Raw genomic sequence first — 18,995 nt, 5'->3', positions numbered from 1 at the left:
ATTTTCGCTTCATTGACGTGCAGTTAATACACAATTTTTGACCTGCTGCGCCAAATCTGACCATGCCGAGATAAAGTTACTCTCGCCTGTTAGGCTTTCGTCAACGGCTTGAAACACAATCGGCTGTAGTTTTTGATACTGATTGGCACTGGCATGTGACTCTGCCAATAGACACATTTTCTTTTGACTGCGATGATCATTCAAATATTTAATTTGCGCCAACGTCGGAGCAATATGTGGATCATCGGTCATGGATCCTGCCAACCGCAAATGCAAAGGCTGCTCTAGATACTGATAGGCATCGTGATAGGCCCAATAAGGTTGAACAGTCGCTTTATTTTGGAATTTCTGTGCTGTGCTAAACATCTGTTTAGCAAACCCCTGTGCATTGTGCCAATACTTGTCACGATACTGCGGTTGCTGCTGCGAACGTAATGCCGCAATAAAAAAACCAATTCGCACAGCATTATTCGGATCTAGCCATACATGGGTATCCACGGTATGGGCGAGCGGTGTTCCGCGTGTACTGCGCTGTGGCATTGTTTTGACCAGCCCCGAAGTGAGAATGGAAACTGCTTTGGGATTATTATGCAGTAATTTATCCAGCGGTGCTTCATGCGCCTTGCCCAGCCAAATCACCAAACCTGCATCTTGAATCGCTTTGCGATGAGCCGGGGTTAAAGACACATCATGCCCTGTCTGATTTTGCAAAAGCAGCACAGGCTGTTCTACACCACGTGTGACTTCCTGCGCAATCAAGTATAAAGGATGTGTTGAAACCACCAGACTTTGTGTCCACCCGACAGTACTCAGGATAGACAGCAAGCAAAATGCAAAGATACGGGACATGAAGCAAAGATACCAAATTTGATCAGATGTTATAATATAACAATTGAACAAAAATACCTACGTCTAATCGTAACTTAAGGCGGTTCATGTTAAAATTTTGTGTCAAATATTCTATTTTAAGCCCGAACTGAGGTTGCTATGAGCTTATGTTCGCACGAACACCACAATGCATTACATGGCGTGCACGATCATCATAATGTTGCAACACGCCTTGCTGAAGCAGAAAGTCTCTGTGCAGCGACTGGCGCGCGCTTAACCCCATTGCGTAAAGAAGTATTAGAGCTCATTTTGACCGCACATGGTCCAATGGGTGCTTATGACTTATTGGCTAAAATTAAAAGTGAGTCAGACCGCCCTGCTGCACCACCAACGGTTTATCGCACCTTAGATTTTCTCCTAGAAAAAGGTTTAATCCACCGTCTGACGTCAATTAATGCCTATATTCCCTGTTGCCATCCGCGTGAAGGGCATCAAGCTGCATTTTTGATTTGTACTGAATGCCATATTGTGAAAGAAGCCTCTTCTGAGGGCCTATTGCAACAGCTAGATGCCTTAGCCGCTTCTGACCATTTTACTGCACAACACAGCATTATTGAGATTTCTGGAAAATGTCAGAATTGCAGCCAAGCGAATTAAACACACCGACACTAATTACGCTGGAACAAATTAGTGTCCGGATCGATGACCGCGATATTCTGAAGCAGATTGACTTTAGCCTGCATGAGCGTGAAATTGTGACCCTGATTGGGCCAAATGGTGCAGGCAAATCAACCCTGATTAAAGTACTACTGGGCATTCTTAAGCCGAATGCTGGCCGCATCCAGTCTGCGCGTAAACTCAAATGTTCTTATGTGCCGCAAAAGTTTAACCCATCACACAGCTTACCCCTGCGTGTTAAGGATTTACTCGAGCTTGAGCCCTGCCCTGCCGACATTAAACAAGAAATTATTCAAGATACGGGCATTGCCAAACTCCAGAACTCCAAAGTCCAGCAACTTTCGGGCGGCGAACGTCAACGGGTACTTTTAGCCCGTGCCCTTTTGCGCCAACCTGATATTTTGGTCTTAGATGAGCCGATGCAAGGGCTGGATATTCAATCTGAAGCCGAACTGTATGACTATGTCCGCAGCCTGCCTGAAAAATATCAGTGTGCAGTCCTGATGGTCTCGCATGACTTACAATGGGTGATGCAAGGCACACAACGCGTAGTATGTTTAAACAAGCATATCTGCTGTAGCGGTCTGCCTGAAAATATTCAACAACATCCCGAATACCAAGCTATTTTTGGTAGCAACCGAGTCTTGTATCAACATCATCATGATCACTGTGCCCATGGAGACAGTGCAACGGCTTGCCAACATGACCCTCGCCCACATATTCACCCTGAACCGGAAGCCTAATAGATGATGGAATGGTTAGATCTACTATTACCTGCTTGGATCATGGGAACGTTATTGGTGTTTTTAACTGCCCCTTTGGGCTGCCTAATGCTTTGGCGTCGCATGTCTTTCTTTGCCGATACCATGGCGCATGGCACCTTGCTGGGCGTTGCAATTGCAGGAGCACTCAGCTTGCCGTTTTGGGTAGGTGTTAGCTTGTTGGCATTTATGCTGGTCGCCATCTTATGGGTGTTACATGATCCTCGTTTACCCAATGATGCCTTGTTAGCCCTCTGCTCCGCGACCCTGCTATGCGCAGGTTTAATGCTCATTCAACATTTACCCAGCTTAAGACCCGAATTACTCAGCTATTTATTTGGAGACTTACTCACCATTGCTTGGACTGACTTACCGATATTTGCCATTGTGATTGTGCTTGCACTTGCAGTGCTGTGCAAATACTGGAAAGCCCAAATTCAAATTGCGATTGATCCCGATATTGCGATTAGTGAAGGCATTAATGCTAAATGGCAACGTCTCGTATTTATGTTACTGCTTGCGGTCTTTACCGTTCTGGCCTTACGCGCAGTGGGTTCATTATTGATGGGGGCGTTACTGGTGATTCCTGCTTTAACCGCACGCTTGCTTGCACACTCACCTAAACAAATGGTCATTTGGGCCTTTGTGATGGCTCAATTGGGAGTAAGTGTCGGCTTATGGTCCAGTGCTGCACTCAACACCCCAACAGGTTTAAGTATTGTCCTATGTATGGCTTTGGTCTTTGCGTTGATTTTTACACTACAAAAAGTCCGGAAAATGGCTTAATTCAGCCACTCTTCGCACAATTTAACCAAAAGTTATTGTTATTGATGCACCAGACTTAACAAACCCGCTGCACAGCTAAATAACACTGCAAAAGTACGATTCATGTACTTTTGCTGTTTTGGTGATTTCAGTAGTTTTAGTACTTTAGCTGCCAAGCCGGTATAACCTGCCATTACAATCAAATCGATACTGATCATGGTCACCGCCATCACCACATATTGCATCCATTGTGGTTTAGACAAGTCCAAAAACTGCGGTAAGACTGCCAATAAAAAAACAATTGCTTTCGGGTTGCTCATATTGACCAAGAAGCCATAAGCCACCAATTTAGGAACCGATTTCACGACTTGTTGTTCTGCTTTAATGTCAATCGACTGTACTGGTGCCTTCCACTGTAAATAAGCCAAATACAATAAATAGCCCACACCAAACCATTTCACGACGAAAAATGCCCAAGGCGTCGTAGCAAAAAGCACTCCTACCCCAGCAGCAACAATGCCAATCTGTACCAGCAATGCCAACTGTAAACCAATTGCATTCCAGTAACCGCGACGAAATCCATAGTTTAAGCCACTCGACATCGAGGCAATTGCACCCGCTCCAGGTGAAACACTAATCACCCAGCATGCCAACATAAACGCTACCCAAACCTGAAAAGACATCACCGTACCATCCCAACCTAGACAATGTATTATATGACTATTCACACTTTATATGTGCTGAGAAATTCTCAATCCAAGAATAATGCGCATTAGGCTATTCAGCCCAAGATTGATCAGGCACAATAAACCCAGCCACATATTGAATAAAAATCAAAGGAGCTATAAATGACCGCACAATCAGTAATTTTACCCTTACCTTCAGATCATGCCCGCTTTATCGTATTGCGCTTAAAAGATTTAAGCCTGTCTGAGCTGAAAGACAAGATCGAAGATTTACTGAATACGCGTGATCGTTTAATCACTCAGCACCACAATGCCGAAATTAAAACAGCTGTTGCCTTTGGTCCTGAACTTTGGGCAAAACTTTACAGTCAGTCTCCTGCTGGATTTAAGCAACTGAATCCAATTCAAGGTGCGTTTGAGATGCCTGCCGTACCTGCGGATGTGCTGATTCATATTGCCGCTCAACGCAGTGATATTTGCTTTACCTTGAGCCAAGCCTTTTTTGACGGTATTCAGGATAAAGTTGAGGTTTTAGACGAACGTGTTTGCTTCCGCTATTTTGATGGTCGTGATTTGACGGGCTTTATTGATGGCACTGAAAACCCGCAATTCCCTGATGACCGTGCTGAAACCGCCCTATTGGGTGAAGATGCAGGAATTTTCAAAGATGGTTCTTTCGTGTTTGCTCAACGTTATGTGCATGATTTAGAGAAATGGAAGCAACTGAAAGTGGACGCGCAAGAAAGTGTCATGGGACGTTCTAAGCTTGAAAGCATTGAAATGGATGATGATGTAAAACCAGAAAATGCGCATATTGCACGTGTCGTGATTGAAGATGATGAAGGCGAAGAAATGGAAATTCTGCGTCACTCTTTACCTTATGGAGATGGTAAAGGTGAGCAAGGTCTGTTCTTTATTGCCTATACCAAAAATCTTGCCATTATTGATGACATGTTAGAGCATATGTTTGGCACAACGGGTGATGGCATTCATGACCGCTTACTGCATTTTGTGACTGCTGTAGATGGTGCTTACTTCTTTGCGCCAAGTGAAGAGTTATTGGAAGAGGTTTTGGAAAAATAACAGATATGCATGAATAAGCCGCTTATTTAAGTTGCTTATTCATTTTAAAAGTGAAGTGTTCAACCTCCAATTGTTTAGATTATAAAGGCGTTGTTGCACAAAACTGTACTCGCGTTTTTATTCAGCACTTACACACAAAAACTGCAATAAAAAAGGGGCCAAAAGCCCCTTTTCAACACCAATTAAGCAAAATTTTAGAAAGTCACTCGACGATACTGACGATATTCAGGCTTCCAGAAATTCGCTTCAATCGCCTCATACAGCAACTCATCACTGATCATTGGCGCTACACCCGCCTCCATCGCTGCTTTTGCAACTTTAAAGGCAATAATTTTAGACACCTGCTGAATATCATTAATATCTGGCAGTAAATCCGCATCAGGGTTTGTTAATTTAGGTGAGCAGTCCGCCAAAGCATTACTCGATGCCATGAGCATGCTATCGGTTACTCGGGTTGCACCCGAAGCCACCACCCCCAAACCAATCCCAGGGAAAATATAAGAGTTATTGCATTGCGAAATCTGGTAAATCTTGCCTTGATAATTTACAGGTGCAAAAGGACTGCCTGTGGCAATTAAGGCACGTCCTTCGGTCCACTCGACAATATCGGCAGGCACTGCTTCTACACGTGAAGTAGGATTCGATAAAGGCAAGACAATTGGCGACGCACAATTGCTGGCTAAAGTCTTGATCACTTCTTCGGTAAATAATCCCGGTTGACCCGAAACCCCAATTAATACCGTTGGTTTGGCCTGCTTTACCACATCCAATAAAGAAATATGTTCTTCAACATTGCCCCAAGCGGCAATCACTTCAGGTTTTTGTGCCAACTTTCGCTGGAAGTCTAGCAAGTTGGGCTGATTTTCAGTGATCAAACCAAAGCGATCCACCATAAACACGCGGGCACGTGCTTCAGCCTCAGTAAGACCTTCAGCCATCATTTGTGCCACGATTTGTTCCGCAATACCACAGCCTGCCGAACCTGCACCCAAGAAGGTAATGATCTGGTCTTTTAACTGTTTACCTGCAGCACGTGAGGCCGCAATCAAACTACCAACGGAAACCGCAGCAGTGCCTTGAATATCATCATTAAAGCAGCACACTTGATCACGATATTTATTCAATAAAGGCATCGCATTATTTTGTGCGAAATCTTCAAACTGAATCAGTGCTTTTGGCCAGCGACGTTTAATTGCCGCCATCACTTCATCCACAAAGCTATAGTACGCTTCACCACTGATTCGTGGCTGACTCCAGCCCATATAAATCGGGTCATTCAACAGTTGTTGATTATTGGTGCCCACATCAATCGTAATCGGTAAGGTATACGCTGGGCTAATTCCGCCACATGCGGTATAGAGCGAAAGCTTACCAATCGGGATGCCCATGCCACCAATTCCTTGGTCACCTAAGCCTAAAATACGCTCGCCATCGGTAATCACAATCACTTTGACATTCTTTTTATTTACATTATGCAAAATATCATCAATGTGGGCGCGGTCTGGGTAAGAAATAAAAATACCACGGTGACGGCGATAAATATCCGAGAAGCGTTGACACGCTTCACCCACCGTTGGGGTGTAAATAATCGGCATCATCTCACTGAGATGGTTTTCAATCAGATGATAAAACAGGGTTTCATTGGTGTCTTGAATATTGCGCAAATAAATGTGCTTATTAATCTCATCATTAAATGCACAATATTGCTGATACGAGCGTTGGCTTTGCTCTTCAATCGATTCAATCACATGTGGAACCAAGCCATGTAGGTTAAAGCGAGTGCGTTCTTCTTCTGTAAATGCCGAACCTTTATTTAACAGCGGGAGTTCTAACAGGGTGTTTCCAGCATATGGGATGTATAAAGGGTGTTTCGTCTTCAATTCTGCAGTTGTCATAACCAGTCTCAGTGCGCGCAATTTGCTCAATCAAATTGCAATTCGTCATCAAATTCGCTTCGATTCGCTGAATAGATTAGCCCTATTTTTCCAAGAGTGTATATTTAGATACGTGATAGTAGTATGAAGATAATTTCGCTATTAAATAAAGATTTTTTTATCGTTTTAAGCTATTAAAAAATGAAGCAGAAAAATCAAATATTGCAAATAATAAAACAAAATAAAGCAAATTCAGCCTATTAATCCCGAATAAACAAAAAATTTGATAGAGTTTAAAACGATTATTTAGTTTCCAACCCTGTATTCCATGCACTTTACTTAGTATTTTTTAAATTAATAATAAAAAAGCAGGAATATTAAAATATTATAAATAAAAACAATAATTTATGTAATTTTTAGACCATTGGCTAATTTATTCGGTGTTTTGACGCTTATTTCGGTGGCTGGTTCGGAGGCATCTCGACAAACACGCCTGTGAGTCTGCGCACCAGCGGCAACATCAGCAATACCACTGGATAAGCAATTGCCCATGACATCATCCATGTAGAAAACCAAAGGGACAGGAAGGTATCACTCCAACCCAAATTACGTAACATATTAATGAAAGAGATAATACCGCTCATAAGGCAGGACAGAAAAAATGGCATGACCCAGCCCACAAACTTTGCAGGTAGCTTGGGAATGTTACCAATAATTTTAGCTCGATCATGCGTCATATGATTCATCCAAGATATTGTATTCATTCACTATGCCATAATTTGTCTGATCTGCGGCGAGCATTCTGGTAAAATTTGCCGCAGCGCTGCTACTGGGTAAAAAACATTCTCTACAAAGGACTCACCTAAACAGCCTGAAATTTGCTATATTTGCTGTTTTTCTGCGACATTTATTTTCGACTCTATGAACACGGCAATACAAGCAGCGCTCGATCATGCAGTGCAATCCCTTCAAGCGGAAGGCGTACTCCCATCTGACTGGAACAACAACAGCAATTTGACGCGTACTAAAGACCGAAGCCACGGGGATTTCGCATCGAATATCGCCATGATTGGTGCTAAAGCTGCGGGTATGAAGCCACGTGACTTGGCCAAAAAAATTCTGGCATGTTTACCAGAAGTGGCCGACATCAGCAAAGCAGAAATTGCAGGTCCCGGCTTTATCAACTTTTTCTTAAATGCGGACCAGCGTTTCGCAGTGCTCGATCAAATCCAAGCGCAAAGTGCGCAATTTGGTCGTACCCAAGCCAACGCAGAAAAACGCATTCAAGTCGAATTTGTTTCTGCAAACCCGACATCTAGCCTACATGTAGGCCATGGTCGTGGTGCAGCATACGGCATGACCGTAGCCAACTTGCTTGAAGCCACAGGTGCAACCGTTGATCGCGAATACTATGTGAATGATGCTGGTCGTCAAATGGACATTTTAGCGACTTCAACCTATTTGCGTTACCTTGAGCTGACAGGTCAGGAATTGGTTTTCCCTAAAAATGCGTACCAAGGCGACTATGTGAAAGAAATCGCCCAAAGCATTATTGATCAAGATGGCAATGCTTATGTCCACCCTGTCGCGGATGTCTATAAAGATGTGCCTGAAGATGTACAGTATGCCGAAGAACTGGATGCAGAAGGCAATAAAGTCGTGCTTTCTGGCGACAAAGAAAAGCATATTGATGGCTTGATCTTTAACGCACAACAACTGACGGGCGAAGGCTATCGCGTTTTCCATCAAGCGGCACTCAAAGCCATTTTGGATGACATTAAAGACGACCTTGGCGAATTTGGGGTAACCTTCAATCAATGGTTCAGCGAAGCATCTCTGACTGAAAAAATTGATGAAGCCCTTCAAACTCTTGATCAACGTGGCTTCCTCTACGAAAAAGACGGCAACATCTGGTTCAAATCGACTGAATTTGGCGATGAAAAAGACCGCGTGGTGAAACGTCGTAACGGTCAAACAACCTATTTCGCCTCTGACATCGCGTACCACCTGAACAAATTACAACGTGGTTATACAGACCTGATTGATATCTGGGGTTCGGATCACCACGGTTATATCTCTCGCGTGAAAGCCGCGATTGATGCTATGGGCTATGACTCGAAAAAACTGACCGTCCTCTTGGTGCAGTTTGTGAGCTTATGGCGCAGCGGTGAGATGGTGCAAATGTCCTCTCGTTCAGGTCAATTCGTAACTTTGCGTGACCTACGTAAAGAAGTCGGTAACGATGCAGCACGTTTCTACTATGTGATGCGCAAATCAGAACAACACATTGATTTTGACTTAGACCTTGCGGTTTCACAAAGCAAAGACAATGCTGTGTACTACATTCAATATGCCCATGCACGTATCTGCCGTATGCTAGAAAAAGCCGCGGCAACAGGCATCAATTTCAGCGCTGCAACTGCACGTCAATTTGCCCATAAACTCGACCTCGAAGCGGAAACCGAAGTTCTGGCGAAATTGGCAGCTTATCCGGAAATCGTACTCCGCGCGGCCAATGCTTATGAACCGCATCAAGTGGGTAACTACTTGAAAGAATTGGCAGCTTTATTCCATGGCTGGTATAATGAGCACAAAGTACTGAATGATGATGCTGAACTTACACAAGCACGTCTATTGCTTTCAGTAAACGTACAACAAGTATTACGCAATGGTTTAGAATTATTAGGTGTATCTGCACCTGAAGCCATGTAAGTGAATTTTTACATGGCACAATGATCTCGGGCTTCTGCCCGAGTCGCCATGTGAAAATGACAAGAAGAGGAATTTCCACGTGTTTGGAAAAACGCAACGCGGTGTCTCAGAACGACCAAACAAACCGAAAAAACCCCTGATTCCTGCGTGGTTGGGGACCCTTGTGGTCATTCTAATCGTCTTAAGTTTTGCCGTTGCTTTAATGCTGTGGAAACCGTGGGCTCCCGTACAGCCTAAAAATCAGGTGAGCTCTGAGCATTATCAGGAAGAAACCAATAAGGATTATCGTTTTTACGATTTGCTGCCACAACAGCAAGTGACTCCAATTCCTGAACAGGCCATTCCAGAAACGAAAGATCAAAGTACCGTGGTGATTGTGGAAGCTCCTCAGCCTGAACAAGCGGCAAGCGCTGCAAACTCGGCTGATGCCCAATTGAATGCTACCCCGACGGAACATGTCAGCAGTTATATTCTACAGGTCCGTAGCTATCCAGACCCTGACAGTGCCGACGCACGTCGTGCTGAAATTATTCTCAATGGATTGTCGGCCGATGTCGTGAAAACTGTTGAAGGTGGAAAAACCTGGTATCGAGTTGTTTCGGGTCCCTATGATTCGCAGGAAGCCGCTGTGATTGCACAGCAAACTCTGCAGCATAGCGGGATCGATTCGATTGTGGTGAAACGCTAAAAGTCATAAAAAAAGATGCTTCGGCATCTTTTTTTATGTCTCATCAACGGTCAAATTATGCCGCACAACTTTGCTCTTTATACTTGGCACGCGCATAAGCAGGTCGAGCCGCAATGCGCTGAATAAAAGCCTGAATATTCGGATAGCGCCCTTGTGTCCTCGACAGCAATGCCTCTAAGGGAAAACTCATTTGAATGTCGGCAAAAGAAAACTCACCCGCAAAATAGTCATGTGATGCTAAATAGCTTTCCAAAAATTGGATGTGGTCTTTGAGTCGAGGTTGAATAAAAGTAGCTTTCACCCCATCGGTAATTTTTTGGGCAACTGGCTTAATCAGAAAAGGAATATGCTGAGTCACATTACTCATCACCAATTGCATGACCAAGAGCGGCATTAAAGACCCTTCGGCATAATGCATCCAGTAACGGTACTGCTGCTGTAGGGCTTGATCTTGTGGCTTGAACTGCCGCTGCGAATCATGCTGTTCTTGCAGATACTCTAAAATGACCGCAGATTCAGCAATCTTGCTCTCGCCATCCGTTAATACGGGGGCTTTGCCCAAAGGATGTACCTGTTTTAATTCAGGGGGTGCTGCCAAAGTCGGTAGACGACGATAATACTGGATCTGGTAGCTCAGCTTCAGTTCTTCTAAAGCCCATAAAATACGAAAAGAGCGCGACTGCTCCAAATGATGCAAGGTAATCATATGCCTCAATATCCCAATAAGACGCCGTGAGCGCCTTCATTTAATATCCTGCTTGACCTAGTCCGATGCAATCAGCTGTGTGTCTATCTCTAGACTTCTTAACAAGGTCTTGGTCACAGGCGTTTTTGCACTAATTTCCAGAACTTTCTGCTGCAACTCTTGCGACAAAGGCTGCTGAAAAGACAAACGGCGTTCAATCCATTCTCTGCCTTCTTTATTGCTATGAAAATCAGCCTCTACGCTAAAAGCGCCCAATTCAATTTGCTTATGCTGGGCATACATTCTTAACGTAATCATGGTACAAGAGACCAAACCTGAACAAATAAAGTCATAAGGTGCAGCACCCTGATCCTGCCCACCAAAAGAGGCTGGTTTGTCCGTAAGGAAATGATGGGTACCCGTCGAAATCTCTCCGAGCCAATGCTCTGCTCGCGTACGCACTTGAGCCTGCGCAATAATGGTCATGTGTTTCTTCCTTGATTATTTGGATGCTTTCATTTTTTCTGGAAACACCGGTGCTTCGAGGCGTGGCCCATCATAATCCGGAATTGTGCCAAAACGCTCATCCTGATTCACCCACTGCTCGCGCGCCAGTTCCAACTCGTCTTGTGTCCGTCCAACAAAATTCCACCACAATAAAATGGGTGATGCAAAAGGCTCTCCGCCCAGCAATAGAATGCGCGCGCCCTGATGCAGCTCAATCCTAATTTCCGTCACACCCGGTTCAAGTGCCAACATATTATCATCATTTAATTCGTGACCATTGACCACAGCCGTACCTTCTAGCGCTAAAAAGCCATATTCAAATTTAGGATTCAAAGGTAACCGTGTCGCGGTTGCTTCTTGTGCCGTCATATCGACACCCAACAGCTCTGTATGCACTTTTACTGGTGAGCGAGTCTGTAAAAACTCACCAACTAACACGGTAAATTCAACTTGATCCTGCTGGACTGTGGGCAATTCAGGGTAATGATCAAAACGTGGCGCCATATTCTGTTGATCATCAGGCAAGGCTATCCATAACTGTGCCGCATGCATATGGGTTTCGGTATCCGGTGCAACCTCAGTATGCGAAATACCATAACCTGCAGTCATTAAATTGACCTGTTTAGGGCGTATCAACTGCTTGGAGCCCAAGCTGTCGGTGTGCATCATGGTGCCTTCAATCATCCATGTAAAGGTCTGCAATCCCATATGCGGATGTGGCCCCACATCCAAACCCTCACCTTGCGGAAAGCTCACCGGACCTGCATGATCTAAAAAGCACCATGCGCCAATCATCCGTTTATGTCGGCTAGGCAATGCCCGTTTAATAATCGTGCCTTGTCCAATTTCGGCAGAACGCAGGGGAAATTCCAACAACATTTGATTGATATACTTTTCGCAGTCGTCTGAATCTGATAATTCAATATAATTGCTATTGGTCATATTCTTATCCTAAATTTTTTGTTTGACGCCCTCCATCAGCATAACGGCTACTGCGGAAAAAACTAGCACCTATTCAAATTTGGATGCAATCTTTGTCCAAAAATAAAAATTCAATACAATAAAATACAACTGTCTATAGGATGAACCGTGATTATCCCCTAGAATAAGTAAAAATCTTGACAAGAATAAAGACGACTATCTACAGCATCATTCCAATGAAAAATGCACACTTTATATACAACACTAGGATTAGTGTTTATTATTTCATAAGAATACATTGTAGATACAATGGAGTAGCCTATGATTAAAGGAGGACATGGACAGACTGAATCGAGTCATAAGTATACTTCTGCAGCGCAAGATCGACATAAAATTCAACATGCACCTGAGCATAGTTATATCTTGCCCTCTCAATTATGTGAACCTGAGAATCGTATCCTCATTGCAAATGCCTTACAGGATCCAAATGCATTCATTCCTACCCAATTTCAGCAATGTTATTTCGACTATCAAAACGCCCATCAGCGTCGCCATTTAAGACAAATTAATTTTTTAGCACAACTTTCCTTTCTTTCTTATTTTTTTGCAGACTGGTTTTTGCTACCAGACATTGCCTATTTATCTGGTGTCGTGCGGGTAATGGCCGTCCTCGGTTTTATTCTGATTAACTGGGCGATGTTTAAATACTCGAAGAATATTCAGATCTTAGATTTGCTTCTGCCCCTATCCAGTGCCTTTGCGGCCAGCGTTTGGTTCTGGCTCTTACATCAATCCAGCAGTTCCAGCGTTTATTCCTATCAATATGCTTCAGTCATTTTTATTCTGTTGGGGTGCTTGTCAATTCAGGTGTGCTTTCGCCCCTCTGTGCTGACAGCCCTGCTGATCAGTGTTGTGATTATTTCCGGGGTGATGCAGATGAATAATTTGCATCAAACCATAATCTTTTTATTGGTATATGTGCCGATTCTGATTTTCAGCCTATACATTAGCTGGAACAACACTTTAAATGCACGACGCACATTTTTGCGTTCGATGTTAGATGAGTGGGATCGACATATGCTACGTGAACTGGCACATACCGATGAACTCACCCAACTCAATAACCGCCGCCAATTTGAATTCATCGCAGAACAAAAAATTCATCAATGGCCACAATACAAGTCGATTTGCTTGCTGATGTTCGATGTTGATTTCTTCAAACGCATCAATGACAGTTATGGGCATGATATTGGGGATCAGGTGTTGCAGAAAATTGCTGAAATTGCCCGCAAGGAAATGCGACGTGATGACGTGCTTGCCCGTTTCGGTGGCGAAGAGTTCGTCGCACTCTTACCTGAAACAACGCTCGATGATGCCATGATGATTGCCACGCGATTAAGACAGAAAATTGAGGCGAATACGGTCTGTATTGGCAACAATATTAAACTCAATTTCACCATTTCGATTGGGGTTTCCCAGCTTAATCCCGAAGATATTGATTTGCATCTATTGATTAAAGAAGCCGATGTCGCCCTTTATCGCGCCAAGCAAAATGGACGAAACCAAGTGGTCTCCTTTGACCCTTTACCGAATGAGGCTTAAGAGCAGCTCAGCACTTGCACACAATAAATTCTGATCTTATTGCTGTGCTTGGTGTTCTGCCAATGTCTGTTTCAAATGCTTCATAAACTGCCCAAACTGCGGCAAAAATTGTTGAAATAACGGATGTTGGCGATTTTCCAGTAAGGTTTCCCCAAATAACTTTAAGCCTACCGCAAAAGCTGCCGTGGCTTCCGCATCAAATAATTGAGCTTGCTGCATGCGTGCAACAATCGCCAGAATATCGTCATGATTGCCTACATTAAACGCTAATTTTTCAGTGTAGGTGGAAGCTTGCCCTTTGGCATCGCAAAGATGTTCGAGCGTAATATGATATTGGTGCTGTTTCATTTTACAGTCCTTTAAATGGATCAATTTAAAACTCAACTTTGGGTTGTACATGTAAGGTGAGTTCAACTTTGATCAGCTGCTGTTGCATGGCATCAGCCAACTGATTCAAATAGTTGGATAAATCTTGATGTTCAAATGTCTCAACTTGCCCATTTTGTACATGTAAGATTTGAAATGGCGTCCGTTGTTGCCGTATCACAAAACTGGCTTTGGCACGCTGATGATATTGTCGCTGGATCAGCTTTGCCTGCTCTAACTCGGTCAGCACTCGGTATACTGTGGCCAAACTTAAGCCACTCTGTTGCTGTTGTAGTTGCAAATACAATTGCTCAGCACTACAGGCTGTCGTGGCATCCAGCAATTGCTGCAAGACAGAGCTTCGGGCTAAAGAGACTTTTAAATGTGCCTGTTTCAGCAATTCCTGACTTTGCATATCTGGCTTGATATCCTTAAAGTCGGCTGATGGCGACTGCCGCAGCATCAATCTGTTCTGCAATACGTCTGACCGTTTCTGCATCGACCGACTTGGTATGTAACTTTAAGCGTAGAGATGTTTTTAAATTTTCCATAGCGCGATGAATATCTAGCAATTCATCTTGAGTTTGTATTTCTCGCTTGGTTTCTAATTTCTCTAATAGCTGCTGAATCACGGTCTGCTGTTCATTCAGATGTCCTTGCCCAGTCTCAGTAATGTAAAACTGCTTACGCTCCCCATCTGTGAGCTTAACCTGCACAAAACCCATGTCTTCAAGATAGGTCAGCGTTGGATAAATGGTACCTGCACTCGGACTATAGCCCCCACCGACTAACTCGCTAATGTCTTTAATCAGTTCATAGCCATGTTTAGGAGCTTGGGCAATCAGATACAAAACCAGCAGCTTCATCCGCCCTGCTTCAAATAAACGACCACGACGTCCACCATGCGGGCGTTCTGAATGATGGGAGTACGACTCGTAGTCATGATGAGAACCATGTTTCATGATGCTTTTTTGCTATATTGATTAAATTACGCTTACAAAGATATATCTTTATATATCTTAAAGCAACCACTGTTCTTGTGGATACCTTCAAGATCCTGACTTTTGATGGAAGTTATTTTTTGTTCAGAACAGAAAAAATTAAGCAATAAAAAAGGACGCTGACGCGTCCTTTTTTTAAATCATTCTATTCTGCCGCGAGCACAGCTCTTGGCGTAATTCAGGCAAGAAGCTTCGCTTCTTGAAATCCCTGAATTACTCCCACTCAATTGTTGCTGGTGGCTTAGATGACACGTCATAAACAACACGTGATACATCTTTAATTTCATTCATAATACGCGTAGAGATCTTGTCGACTAACTCATACGGTAAGTGTGCGAAACGTGCAGTCATAAAGTCCACAGTTTCAACGGCGCGAAGTGCAACCACCCATGCATAACGGCGGCCATCACCCACTACACCCACAGATTTCACAGGTTGGAATACCGCAAAGGCTTGCGCAGTTTTGTCATACCAACCGCTAGCACGCAATTCTTGCATGAAGATGTCGTCTGCAAGACGAAGAATATCGGCATATTCTTTTTTCACTTCACCCAAAATACGCACGCCCAAACCAGGACCAGGGAATGGATGACGGTAAATCATGCTGTGTGGTAAACCTAACGTGGTACCCAATTTACGCACTTCATCTTTAAACAAGTCACGTAACGGTTCAACCAAGTCAAAGGCTAAATCTTCTGGTAAACCACCCACATTGTGGTGTGATTTAATCACGTGTGCTTTACCTTGCTTGCTCGCAGCAGATTCAATTACGTCTGGGTAAATTGTGCCTTGTGCCAAGAATTTCACGCCATCAAGTTTACGCGCTTCTTCGGCAAAAACTTCAATGAACTCGCGACCAATGATTTTACGTTTTTTCTCAGGATCAACTTCACCCGCCAACGCTGTCAAGAAACGCTCTTCAGCATCGGCACGGATTACACGGATACCCATGTTGTCTGCGAACATTTGCATCACTTGATCGCCTTCGTTCAAACGAAGTAAACCATTATCTACAAATACGCAAGTTAACTGATCACCAATCGCTTTATGTAAAAGCGCAGCCACAACAGATGAATCCACACCACCCGACAAGCCCAGTAGCACTTTTTCATCACCAATTTGTTGGCGAAGTTGTTCTACACGTAGGTCGATAATGTGTTCTGGTGTCCACAAACCGCCACAACCACAAATTTTGTGAACAAAGTTAGACAATAACTCTGCACCCTTTGCTGTGTGCGTAACTTCTGGATGGAACTGTACGCCGTAGAAACGACGGCTTTCATCCGATGCCGCAGCAAATGGACAGCTTGGTGTACTTGCCGTCGTTGAGAAACCTTCTGGTAAACGGCTTACTTTGTCACCGTGGCTCATCCACACGTGTAATTGGTTTTCGCGGTCTTGAAGCTGGCCAATTAAATGGTCGCGCTGCTGAATGTCAACTTCAGCATAACCGAATTCATGTACTGTACCCGCTTCAACCTTACCGCCTAGCTGTTCAGACATGGTTTGGAAACCATAACAGATTCCCAGTACTGGCACGCCTAATTCAAAAACCACTTGCGGTGCGCGTGGGCTCCCTTCAACATGAACACTTTCAGGTCCACCCGATAAAATAATACCGTTTGGATTAAATGCACGGATGTCTTCTTCAGACATGTCGTAGGCATACATTTCAGAATATACACCCGCCTCGCGTACGCGACGTGCAATAAGCTGACTATATTGAGAGCCGAAATCCAAAATAAGGATACGATCTTCAGTAATTTGAGAATTGGTAGTCATGACAAACAACTATGATAGGCAAACGAATATAAGCGCCATATTCTAGCATTTTTCCAGTTATTAAGCACACTATTTGGACAACCAATAAATAAAAATATAAAACAAATACTTAAATAAAAAGCACCGAACGCTTCGGTGCTTTTTGTGTAGCACTGGATATAACTGTCCCGCTAGCAATCATGAGAGCTATTATTTTTCAAGTAGAGCGTCTAGACTGAATTTGCCCGCACCATGCAGCATCAAGAAGAATAAGCCACCTGCCATAGCAAAGTTTTTCATAAAGTTAATGGCATCATCCGCGCCACCATGGAAAATGAATGCGGTAATAAGACTAAACACACCTAGACCGAGTGCGGCAAAGCGGGCTTGAAAACCCAATAACAGCGCCAAGCCGCCACCAAATTCAACCAAGATGGTGAGTGGCAATAATGCGCCTGGTACCCCCATGGCTTCCATATAACCCACCGTAGCACTATAGGCCGTCAATTTGCCCCAGCCTGCAACCAAAAAGATATACGCCAATAACACACGGGCAATCAAACTGAAGAGACTGTCGAGCGTAGGTTGAGCCACGATATTTTTCACAACAACATTGGGATTAAACATAATTGAACCTTTTCTTAATCTTGTGGATAGGCACAGCTTAGTTTTTATTAATAATAGAATAAATATCCATTATTCAGACTTATCGTTTTAAATATAGAACGACGATCAGGCAAATTAATTACGTTTTAGTACTGACTTTCCCTATATGGACTGCTAGGATTTGGCTACATTTTCGCGATGTTTTACCCCATGGACCTCATTGATTTTATTTTACACGTAGATGACCATTTACTCGAATTTATTACAAATTATGGGGTATGGATTTACGCTATTTTATTTTTAATTATTTTTGTCGAAACCGGTTTGGTGGTCATGCCATTTTTACCTGGCGACAGTTTGTTATTTGCTGCAGGTGCCTTGGCGGCATCGACAGGTGCAATGGACCCTTGGGTATTGGGTGTTTTACTGTTTATTGCTGCGGTTTTAGGTGACACTTTAAACTATCACATCGGAAAATATATTGGACCTCGCGTATTTGAAATTGATTCACGCTTTATTAATAAACAGCACCTGATTAATACGCAAAAATTCTTTGAAAAACATGGCGGCAAAACCATTATTTTTGCCCGATTCGTGCCTTTTGCTCGTACTTTTGCCCCATTTGTGGCGGGTGCAGGACAAATGAACTATAAGTTTTTCTTAAGCTATAATGTGATTGGGGCGTTTTGCTGGATCGCGTCTTTTATTACCTTGGGTTATTTATTTGGCAATATGCCGGTTGTAAAAGACAATTTCACGCACCTGATCTTTGGCATCATTATTATTAGTGTGCTACCCGGAATTATTGGTTTTGTACGACAAAAGCTTTCCCAAAAAGGAAAATGATGCTTTAAAAGAAGCGAATGACCACAGGTAACATACAAACAATCAATAACATTGCCGATCCTTTATATAAATGATCGGCTTTTATTTGCTTTAAATTTCCCGCCAAAAGGGCTTTTCCAAACACCATCCAAAATAAAGCCGCAGGAATCAAAATTAAGGCAAACAGCAGAAATACCAAACCTGCACTCAACGCGCTATTCCACATTTCAGGCGGCAGAATACCTGCGGCAAAAAGCAAGGCTTTAGGGTTTTTCAAGGTCGAGACAAATAATTGGTGTGGACGAATATAGGGATGCTTCTGATTATGGGATGCCAGATGTACCGACTTCCATAAATGGAATGCCATCCAAAACACGTACAAGGCACTGAGGACATGCAGTAAGGTAATTAGGTGCGGCCAAACAGGGCTAGTCAGATGAATGAACAGCGACCAAAGACTAATCGCATAAATATAGCCCAGTAACTCCGCAGGAATAAGCAGACTGGCTTTAAGTACCCCTTGTTGATGTGCAGAGCTTGCCAGTAATGCGTTCGTGGGTCCCGGAATGAGAAACACCGCAATCATCGCAAATACAAATAGCCAACTCTCAATCATAAAAACCTATCATTCCACGCCCAAAGTGTT

Annotated in this window: 21 protein-coding genes; 8 read left to right on the top strand and 13 right to left on the bottom strand. The window is 43.4% G+C overall.

The window, feature by feature from the left end; genetic code table 11:
• Positions 1-9 precede the first annotated feature (9 nt).
• Positions 10-849 (bottom strand): metal ABC transporter solute-binding protein, Zn/Mn family, encoded by an 840-nt coding sequence (locus tag AC6CHI_RS14920; protein ID WP_498122230.1) that lies wholly within the window; start codon positions 847-849, stop codon positions 10-12.
• A gap of 138 nt (positions 850-987) precedes the next feature.
• On the opposite strand from AC6CHI_RS14920, the gene AC6CHI_RS14915 reads away from it, so the two are divergent.
• From AC6CHI_RS14915 to znuB, 3 genes are read left to right on the top strand one after another with little or no spacing between them, the layout of a single operon-like run.
• Positions 988-1,485, top strand: coding sequence for a transcriptional repressor (locus tag AC6CHI_RS14915; RefSeq protein WP_458893060.1), 498 nt, complete (start codon positions 988-990; stop codon positions 1,483-1,485).
• Positions 1,458-2,249 (top strand): zinc ABC transporter ATP-binding protein ZnuC, encoded by a 792-nt coding sequence (znuC, locus tag AC6CHI_RS14910; RefSeq protein WP_498122229.1) that lies wholly within the window; start codon positions 1,458-1,460, stop codon positions 2,247-2,249. Before AC6CHI_RS14915 ends, znuC begins: the two co-directional genes overlap by 28 nt.
• 3 nt (positions 2,250-2,252) lie before the next feature.
• A complete protein-coding gene (gene znuB / locus AC6CHI_RS14905) occupies positions 2,253-3,053 on the top strand; it encodes a zinc ABC transporter permease subunit ZnuB (RefSeq protein ID WP_498122228.1) in 801 nt (266 codons plus the stop codon).
• A gap of 38 nt (positions 3,054-3,091) precedes the next feature.
• Here znuB and AC6CHI_RS14900 read toward each other — a convergent pair whose 3' ends face one another.
• Complete coding sequence (locus tag AC6CHI_RS14900) at positions 3,092-3,715, bottom strand: LysE family transporter (RefSeq protein WP_498122226.1); 624 nt, start codon at positions 3,713-3,715, stop codon at positions 3,092-3,094.
• Positions 3,716-3,880: 165 nt separating this feature from the next.
• On the opposite strand from AC6CHI_RS14900, the gene AC6CHI_RS14895 reads away from it, so the two are divergent.
• The gene (locus AC6CHI_RS14895) at positions 3,881-4,801 is read left to right on the top strand and encodes a Dyp-type peroxidase (protein WP_498122224.1); all 921 of its coding nucleotides are present in this window, start codon (positions 3,881-3,883) and stop codon (positions 4,799-4,801) included.
• A gap of 194 nt (positions 4,802-4,995) precedes the next feature.
• On the opposite strand, the gene AC6CHI_RS14890 is transcribed toward AC6CHI_RS14895, so the two are convergent.
• Positions 4,996-6,696, bottom strand: coding sequence for an NAD-dependent malic enzyme (locus tag AC6CHI_RS14890; protein WP_498122223.1), 1,701 nt, complete (start codon positions 6,694-6,696; stop codon positions 4,996-4,998).
• A 431-nt stretch (positions 6,697-7,127) separates the two neighbouring features.
• Positions 7,128-7,412 carry a DUF2798 domain-containing protein gene (locus AC6CHI_RS14885; RefSeq protein ID WP_498122253.1) on the bottom strand — a complete coding sequence of 95 codons (285 nt, stop codon included), beginning with the start codon at positions 7,410-7,412 and terminating at the stop codon, positions 7,128-7,130.
• Between the two features lie 184 nt (positions 7,413-7,596).
• On the opposite strand from AC6CHI_RS14885, the gene argS reads away from it, so the two are divergent.
• Together argS and AC6CHI_RS14875 are read left to right on the top strand one after the other, a co-directional pair.
• A complete protein-coding gene (gene argS / locus AC6CHI_RS14880) occupies positions 7,597-9,387 on the top strand; it encodes an arginine--tRNA ligase (protein WP_498122221.1) in 1,791 nt (596 codons plus the stop codon).
• Between the two features lie 79 nt (positions 9,388-9,466).
• The gene (locus AC6CHI_RS14875; protein WP_498122219.1) at positions 9,467-10,075 is read left to right on the top strand and encodes an SPOR domain-containing protein; all 609 of its coding nucleotides are present in this window, start codon (positions 9,467-9,469) and stop codon (positions 10,073-10,075) included.
• Between the two features lie 55 nt (positions 10,076-10,130).
• On the opposite strand, the gene AC6CHI_RS14870 is transcribed toward AC6CHI_RS14875, so the two are convergent.
• Genes AC6CHI_RS14870 through AC6CHI_RS14860 form a run of 3 tightly spaced genes read right to left on the bottom strand, consistent with a single transcriptional unit; the run spans position 10,131 to position 12,209 of the window.
• Complete coding sequence (locus AC6CHI_RS14870) at positions 10,131-10,781, bottom strand: glutathione S-transferase (RefSeq protein WP_498122217.1); 651 nt, start codon at positions 10,779-10,781, stop codon at positions 10,131-10,133.
• Between the two features lie 57 nt (positions 10,782-10,838).
• The gene (locus tag AC6CHI_RS14865; RefSeq protein ID WP_498122215.1) at positions 10,839-11,246 is read right to left on the bottom strand and encodes an OsmC family protein; all 408 of its coding nucleotides are present in this window, start codon (positions 11,244-11,246) and stop codon (positions 10,839-10,841) included.
• Between the two features lie 15 nt (positions 11,247-11,261).
• Positions 11,262-12,209 (bottom strand): pirin family protein, encoded by a 948-nt coding sequence (locus tag AC6CHI_RS14860; RefSeq protein WP_498122214.1) that lies wholly within the window; start codon positions 12,207-12,209, stop codon positions 11,262-11,264.
• A gap of 300 nt (positions 12,210-12,509) precedes the next feature.
• On the opposite strand from AC6CHI_RS14860, the gene AC6CHI_RS14855 reads away from it, so the two are divergent.
• Positions 12,510-13,790 carry a GGDEF domain-containing protein gene (locus AC6CHI_RS14855; protein WP_498122212.1) on the top strand — a complete coding sequence of 427 codons (1,281 nt, stop codon included), beginning with the start codon at positions 12,510-12,512 and terminating at the stop codon, positions 13,788-13,790.
• Between the two features lie 36 nt (positions 13,791-13,826).
• On the opposite strand, the gene AC6CHI_RS14850 is transcribed toward AC6CHI_RS14855, so the two are convergent.
• The 5 genes from AC6CHI_RS14850 to AC6CHI_RS14830 all read right to left on the bottom strand — a co-directional run bounded on the left by AC6CHI_RS14850 (position 13,827) and on the right by AC6CHI_RS14830 (position 17,545).
• Complete coding sequence (locus AC6CHI_RS14850; RefSeq protein ID WP_498122211.1) at positions 13,827-14,138, bottom strand: DUF3861 domain-containing protein; 312 nt, start codon at positions 14,136-14,138, stop codon at positions 13,827-13,829.
• A gap of 25 nt (positions 14,139-14,163) precedes the next feature.
• Positions 14,164-14,619 carry a transcriptional repressor gene (locus tag AC6CHI_RS14845; protein WP_498122209.1) on the bottom strand — a complete coding sequence of 152 codons (456 nt, stop codon included), beginning with the start codon at positions 14,617-14,619 and terminating at the stop codon, positions 14,164-14,166.
• Positions 14,588-15,118: a PadR family transcriptional regulator gene (locus AC6CHI_RS14840; RefSeq protein WP_498122207.1), complete on the bottom strand. Its 531-nt coding sequence runs from the start codon at positions 15,116-15,118 to the stop codon at positions 14,588-14,590. Before AC6CHI_RS14840 ends, AC6CHI_RS14845 begins: the two co-directional genes overlap by 32 nt.
• A 252-nt stretch (positions 15,119-15,370) precedes the next feature.
• Complete coding sequence (gene guaA / locus AC6CHI_RS14835) at positions 15,371-16,939, bottom strand: glutamine-hydrolyzing GMP synthase (RefSeq protein ID WP_458893079.1); 1,569 nt, start codon at positions 16,937-16,939, stop codon at positions 15,371-15,373.
• 189 nt (positions 16,940-17,128) lie between these two features.
• On the bottom strand, positions 17,129-17,545 hold the full coding sequence (locus AC6CHI_RS14830) for a DoxX family protein (protein ID WP_498122205.1): 417 nt from the start codon (positions 17,543-17,545) through the stop codon (positions 17,129-17,131).
• A 189-nt stretch (positions 17,546-17,734) separates the two neighbouring features.
• On the opposite strand from AC6CHI_RS14830, the gene AC6CHI_RS14825 reads away from it, so the two are divergent.
• A complete protein-coding gene (locus tag AC6CHI_RS14825) occupies positions 17,735-18,370 on the top strand; it encodes a DedA family protein (RefSeq protein ID WP_498122203.1) in 636 nt (211 codons plus the stop codon).
• Between the two features lie 4 nt (positions 18,371-18,374).
• Here the strand turns inward: AC6CHI_RS14825 and AC6CHI_RS14820 are convergent, their stop codons facing one another.
• Positions 18,375-18,965, bottom strand: coding sequence for a LysE family translocator (locus AC6CHI_RS14820; protein ID WP_458893082.1), 591 nt, complete (start codon positions 18,963-18,965; stop codon positions 18,375-18,377).
• Between the last annotated feature and the right edge of the window lie 30 nt (positions 18,966-18,995).

It is taken from the genome of Acinetobacter sp. GQ146 (assembly GCF_059758585.1).
Note: the sequence above shows the minus strand (reverse complement) of the source record. Positions and strands in the feature narration are given on the sequence as shown.

Excerpts from the sequence above, each read along its gene's own strand:
- AC6CHI_RS14920 (WP_498122230.1), bottom strand. The coding sequence starts at position 849 with ATGTCCCGTATCTTTGCATTTTGCTTGCTGTCTATCCTGAGTACTGTC.
- AC6CHI_RS14915 (WP_458893060.1), top strand. The coding sequence starts at position 988 with ATGAGCTTATGTTCGCACGAACACCACAATGCATTACATGGCGTGCAC.
- znuC (WP_498122229.1), top strand. The coding sequence starts at position 1,458 with ATGTCAGAATTGCAGCCAAGCGAATTAAACACACCGACACTAATTACG.
- znuB (WP_498122228.1), top strand. The coding sequence starts at position 2,253 with ATGATGGAATGGTTAGATCTACTATTACCTGCTTGGATCATGGGAACG.
- AC6CHI_RS14900 (WP_498122226.1), bottom strand. The coding sequence starts at position 3,715 with ATGTCTTTTCAGGTTTGGGTAGCGTTTATGTTGGCATGCTGGGTGATT.
- AC6CHI_RS14895 (WP_498122224.1), top strand. The coding sequence starts at position 3,881 with ATGACCGCACAATCAGTAATTTTACCCTTACCTTCAGATCATGCCCGC.
- AC6CHI_RS14890 (WP_498122223.1), bottom strand. The coding sequence starts at position 6,696 with ATGACAACTGCAGAATTGAAGACGAAACACCCTTTATACATCCCATAT.
- AC6CHI_RS14885 (WP_498122253.1), bottom strand. The coding sequence starts at position 7,412 with ATGACGCATGATCGAGCTAAAATTATTGGTAACATTCCCAAGCTACCT.
- argS (WP_498122221.1), top strand. The coding sequence starts at position 7,597 with ATGAACACGGCAATACAAGCAGCGCTCGATCATGCAGTGCAATCCCTT.
- AC6CHI_RS14870 (WP_498122217.1), bottom strand. The coding sequence starts at position 10,781 with ATGATTACCTTGCATCATTTGGAGCAGTCGCGCTCTTTTCGTATTTTA.
- AC6CHI_RS14865 (WP_498122215.1), bottom strand. The coding sequence starts at position 11,246 with ATGACCATTATTGCGCAGGCTCAAGTGCGTACGCGAGCAGAGCATTGG.
- AC6CHI_RS14860 (WP_498122214.1), bottom strand. The coding sequence starts at position 12,209 with ATGACCAATAGCAATTATATTGAATTATCAGATTCAGACGACTGCGAA.
- AC6CHI_RS14855 (WP_498122212.1), top strand. The coding sequence starts at position 12,510 with ATGATTAAAGGAGGACATGGACAGACTGAATCGAGTCATAAGTATACT.
- AC6CHI_RS14850 (WP_498122211.1), bottom strand. The coding sequence starts at position 14,138 with ATGAAACAGCACCAATATCATATTACGCTCGAACATCTTTGCGATGCC.
- AC6CHI_RS14845 (WP_498122209.1), bottom strand. The coding sequence starts at position 14,619 with ATGCTGCGGCAGTCGCCATCAGCCGACTTTAAGGATATCAAGCCAGAT.
- AC6CHI_RS14840 (WP_498122207.1), bottom strand. The coding sequence starts at position 15,118 with ATGAAACATGGTTCTCATCATGACTACGAGTCGTACTCCCATCATTCA.
- guaA (WP_458893079.1), bottom strand. The coding sequence starts at position 16,939 with ATGACTACCAATTCTCAAATTACTGAAGATCGTATCCTTATTTTGGAT.
- AC6CHI_RS14830 (WP_498122205.1), bottom strand. The coding sequence starts at position 17,545 with ATGTTTAATCCCAATGTTGTTGTGAAAAATATCGTGGCTCAACCTACG.
- AC6CHI_RS14825 (WP_498122203.1), top strand. The coding sequence starts at position 17,735 with ATGGACCTCATTGATTTTATTTTACACGTAGATGACCATTTACTCGAA.
- AC6CHI_RS14820 (WP_458893082.1), bottom strand. The coding sequence starts at position 18,965 with ATGATTGAGAGTTGGCTATTTGTATTTGCGATGATTGCGGTGTTTCTC.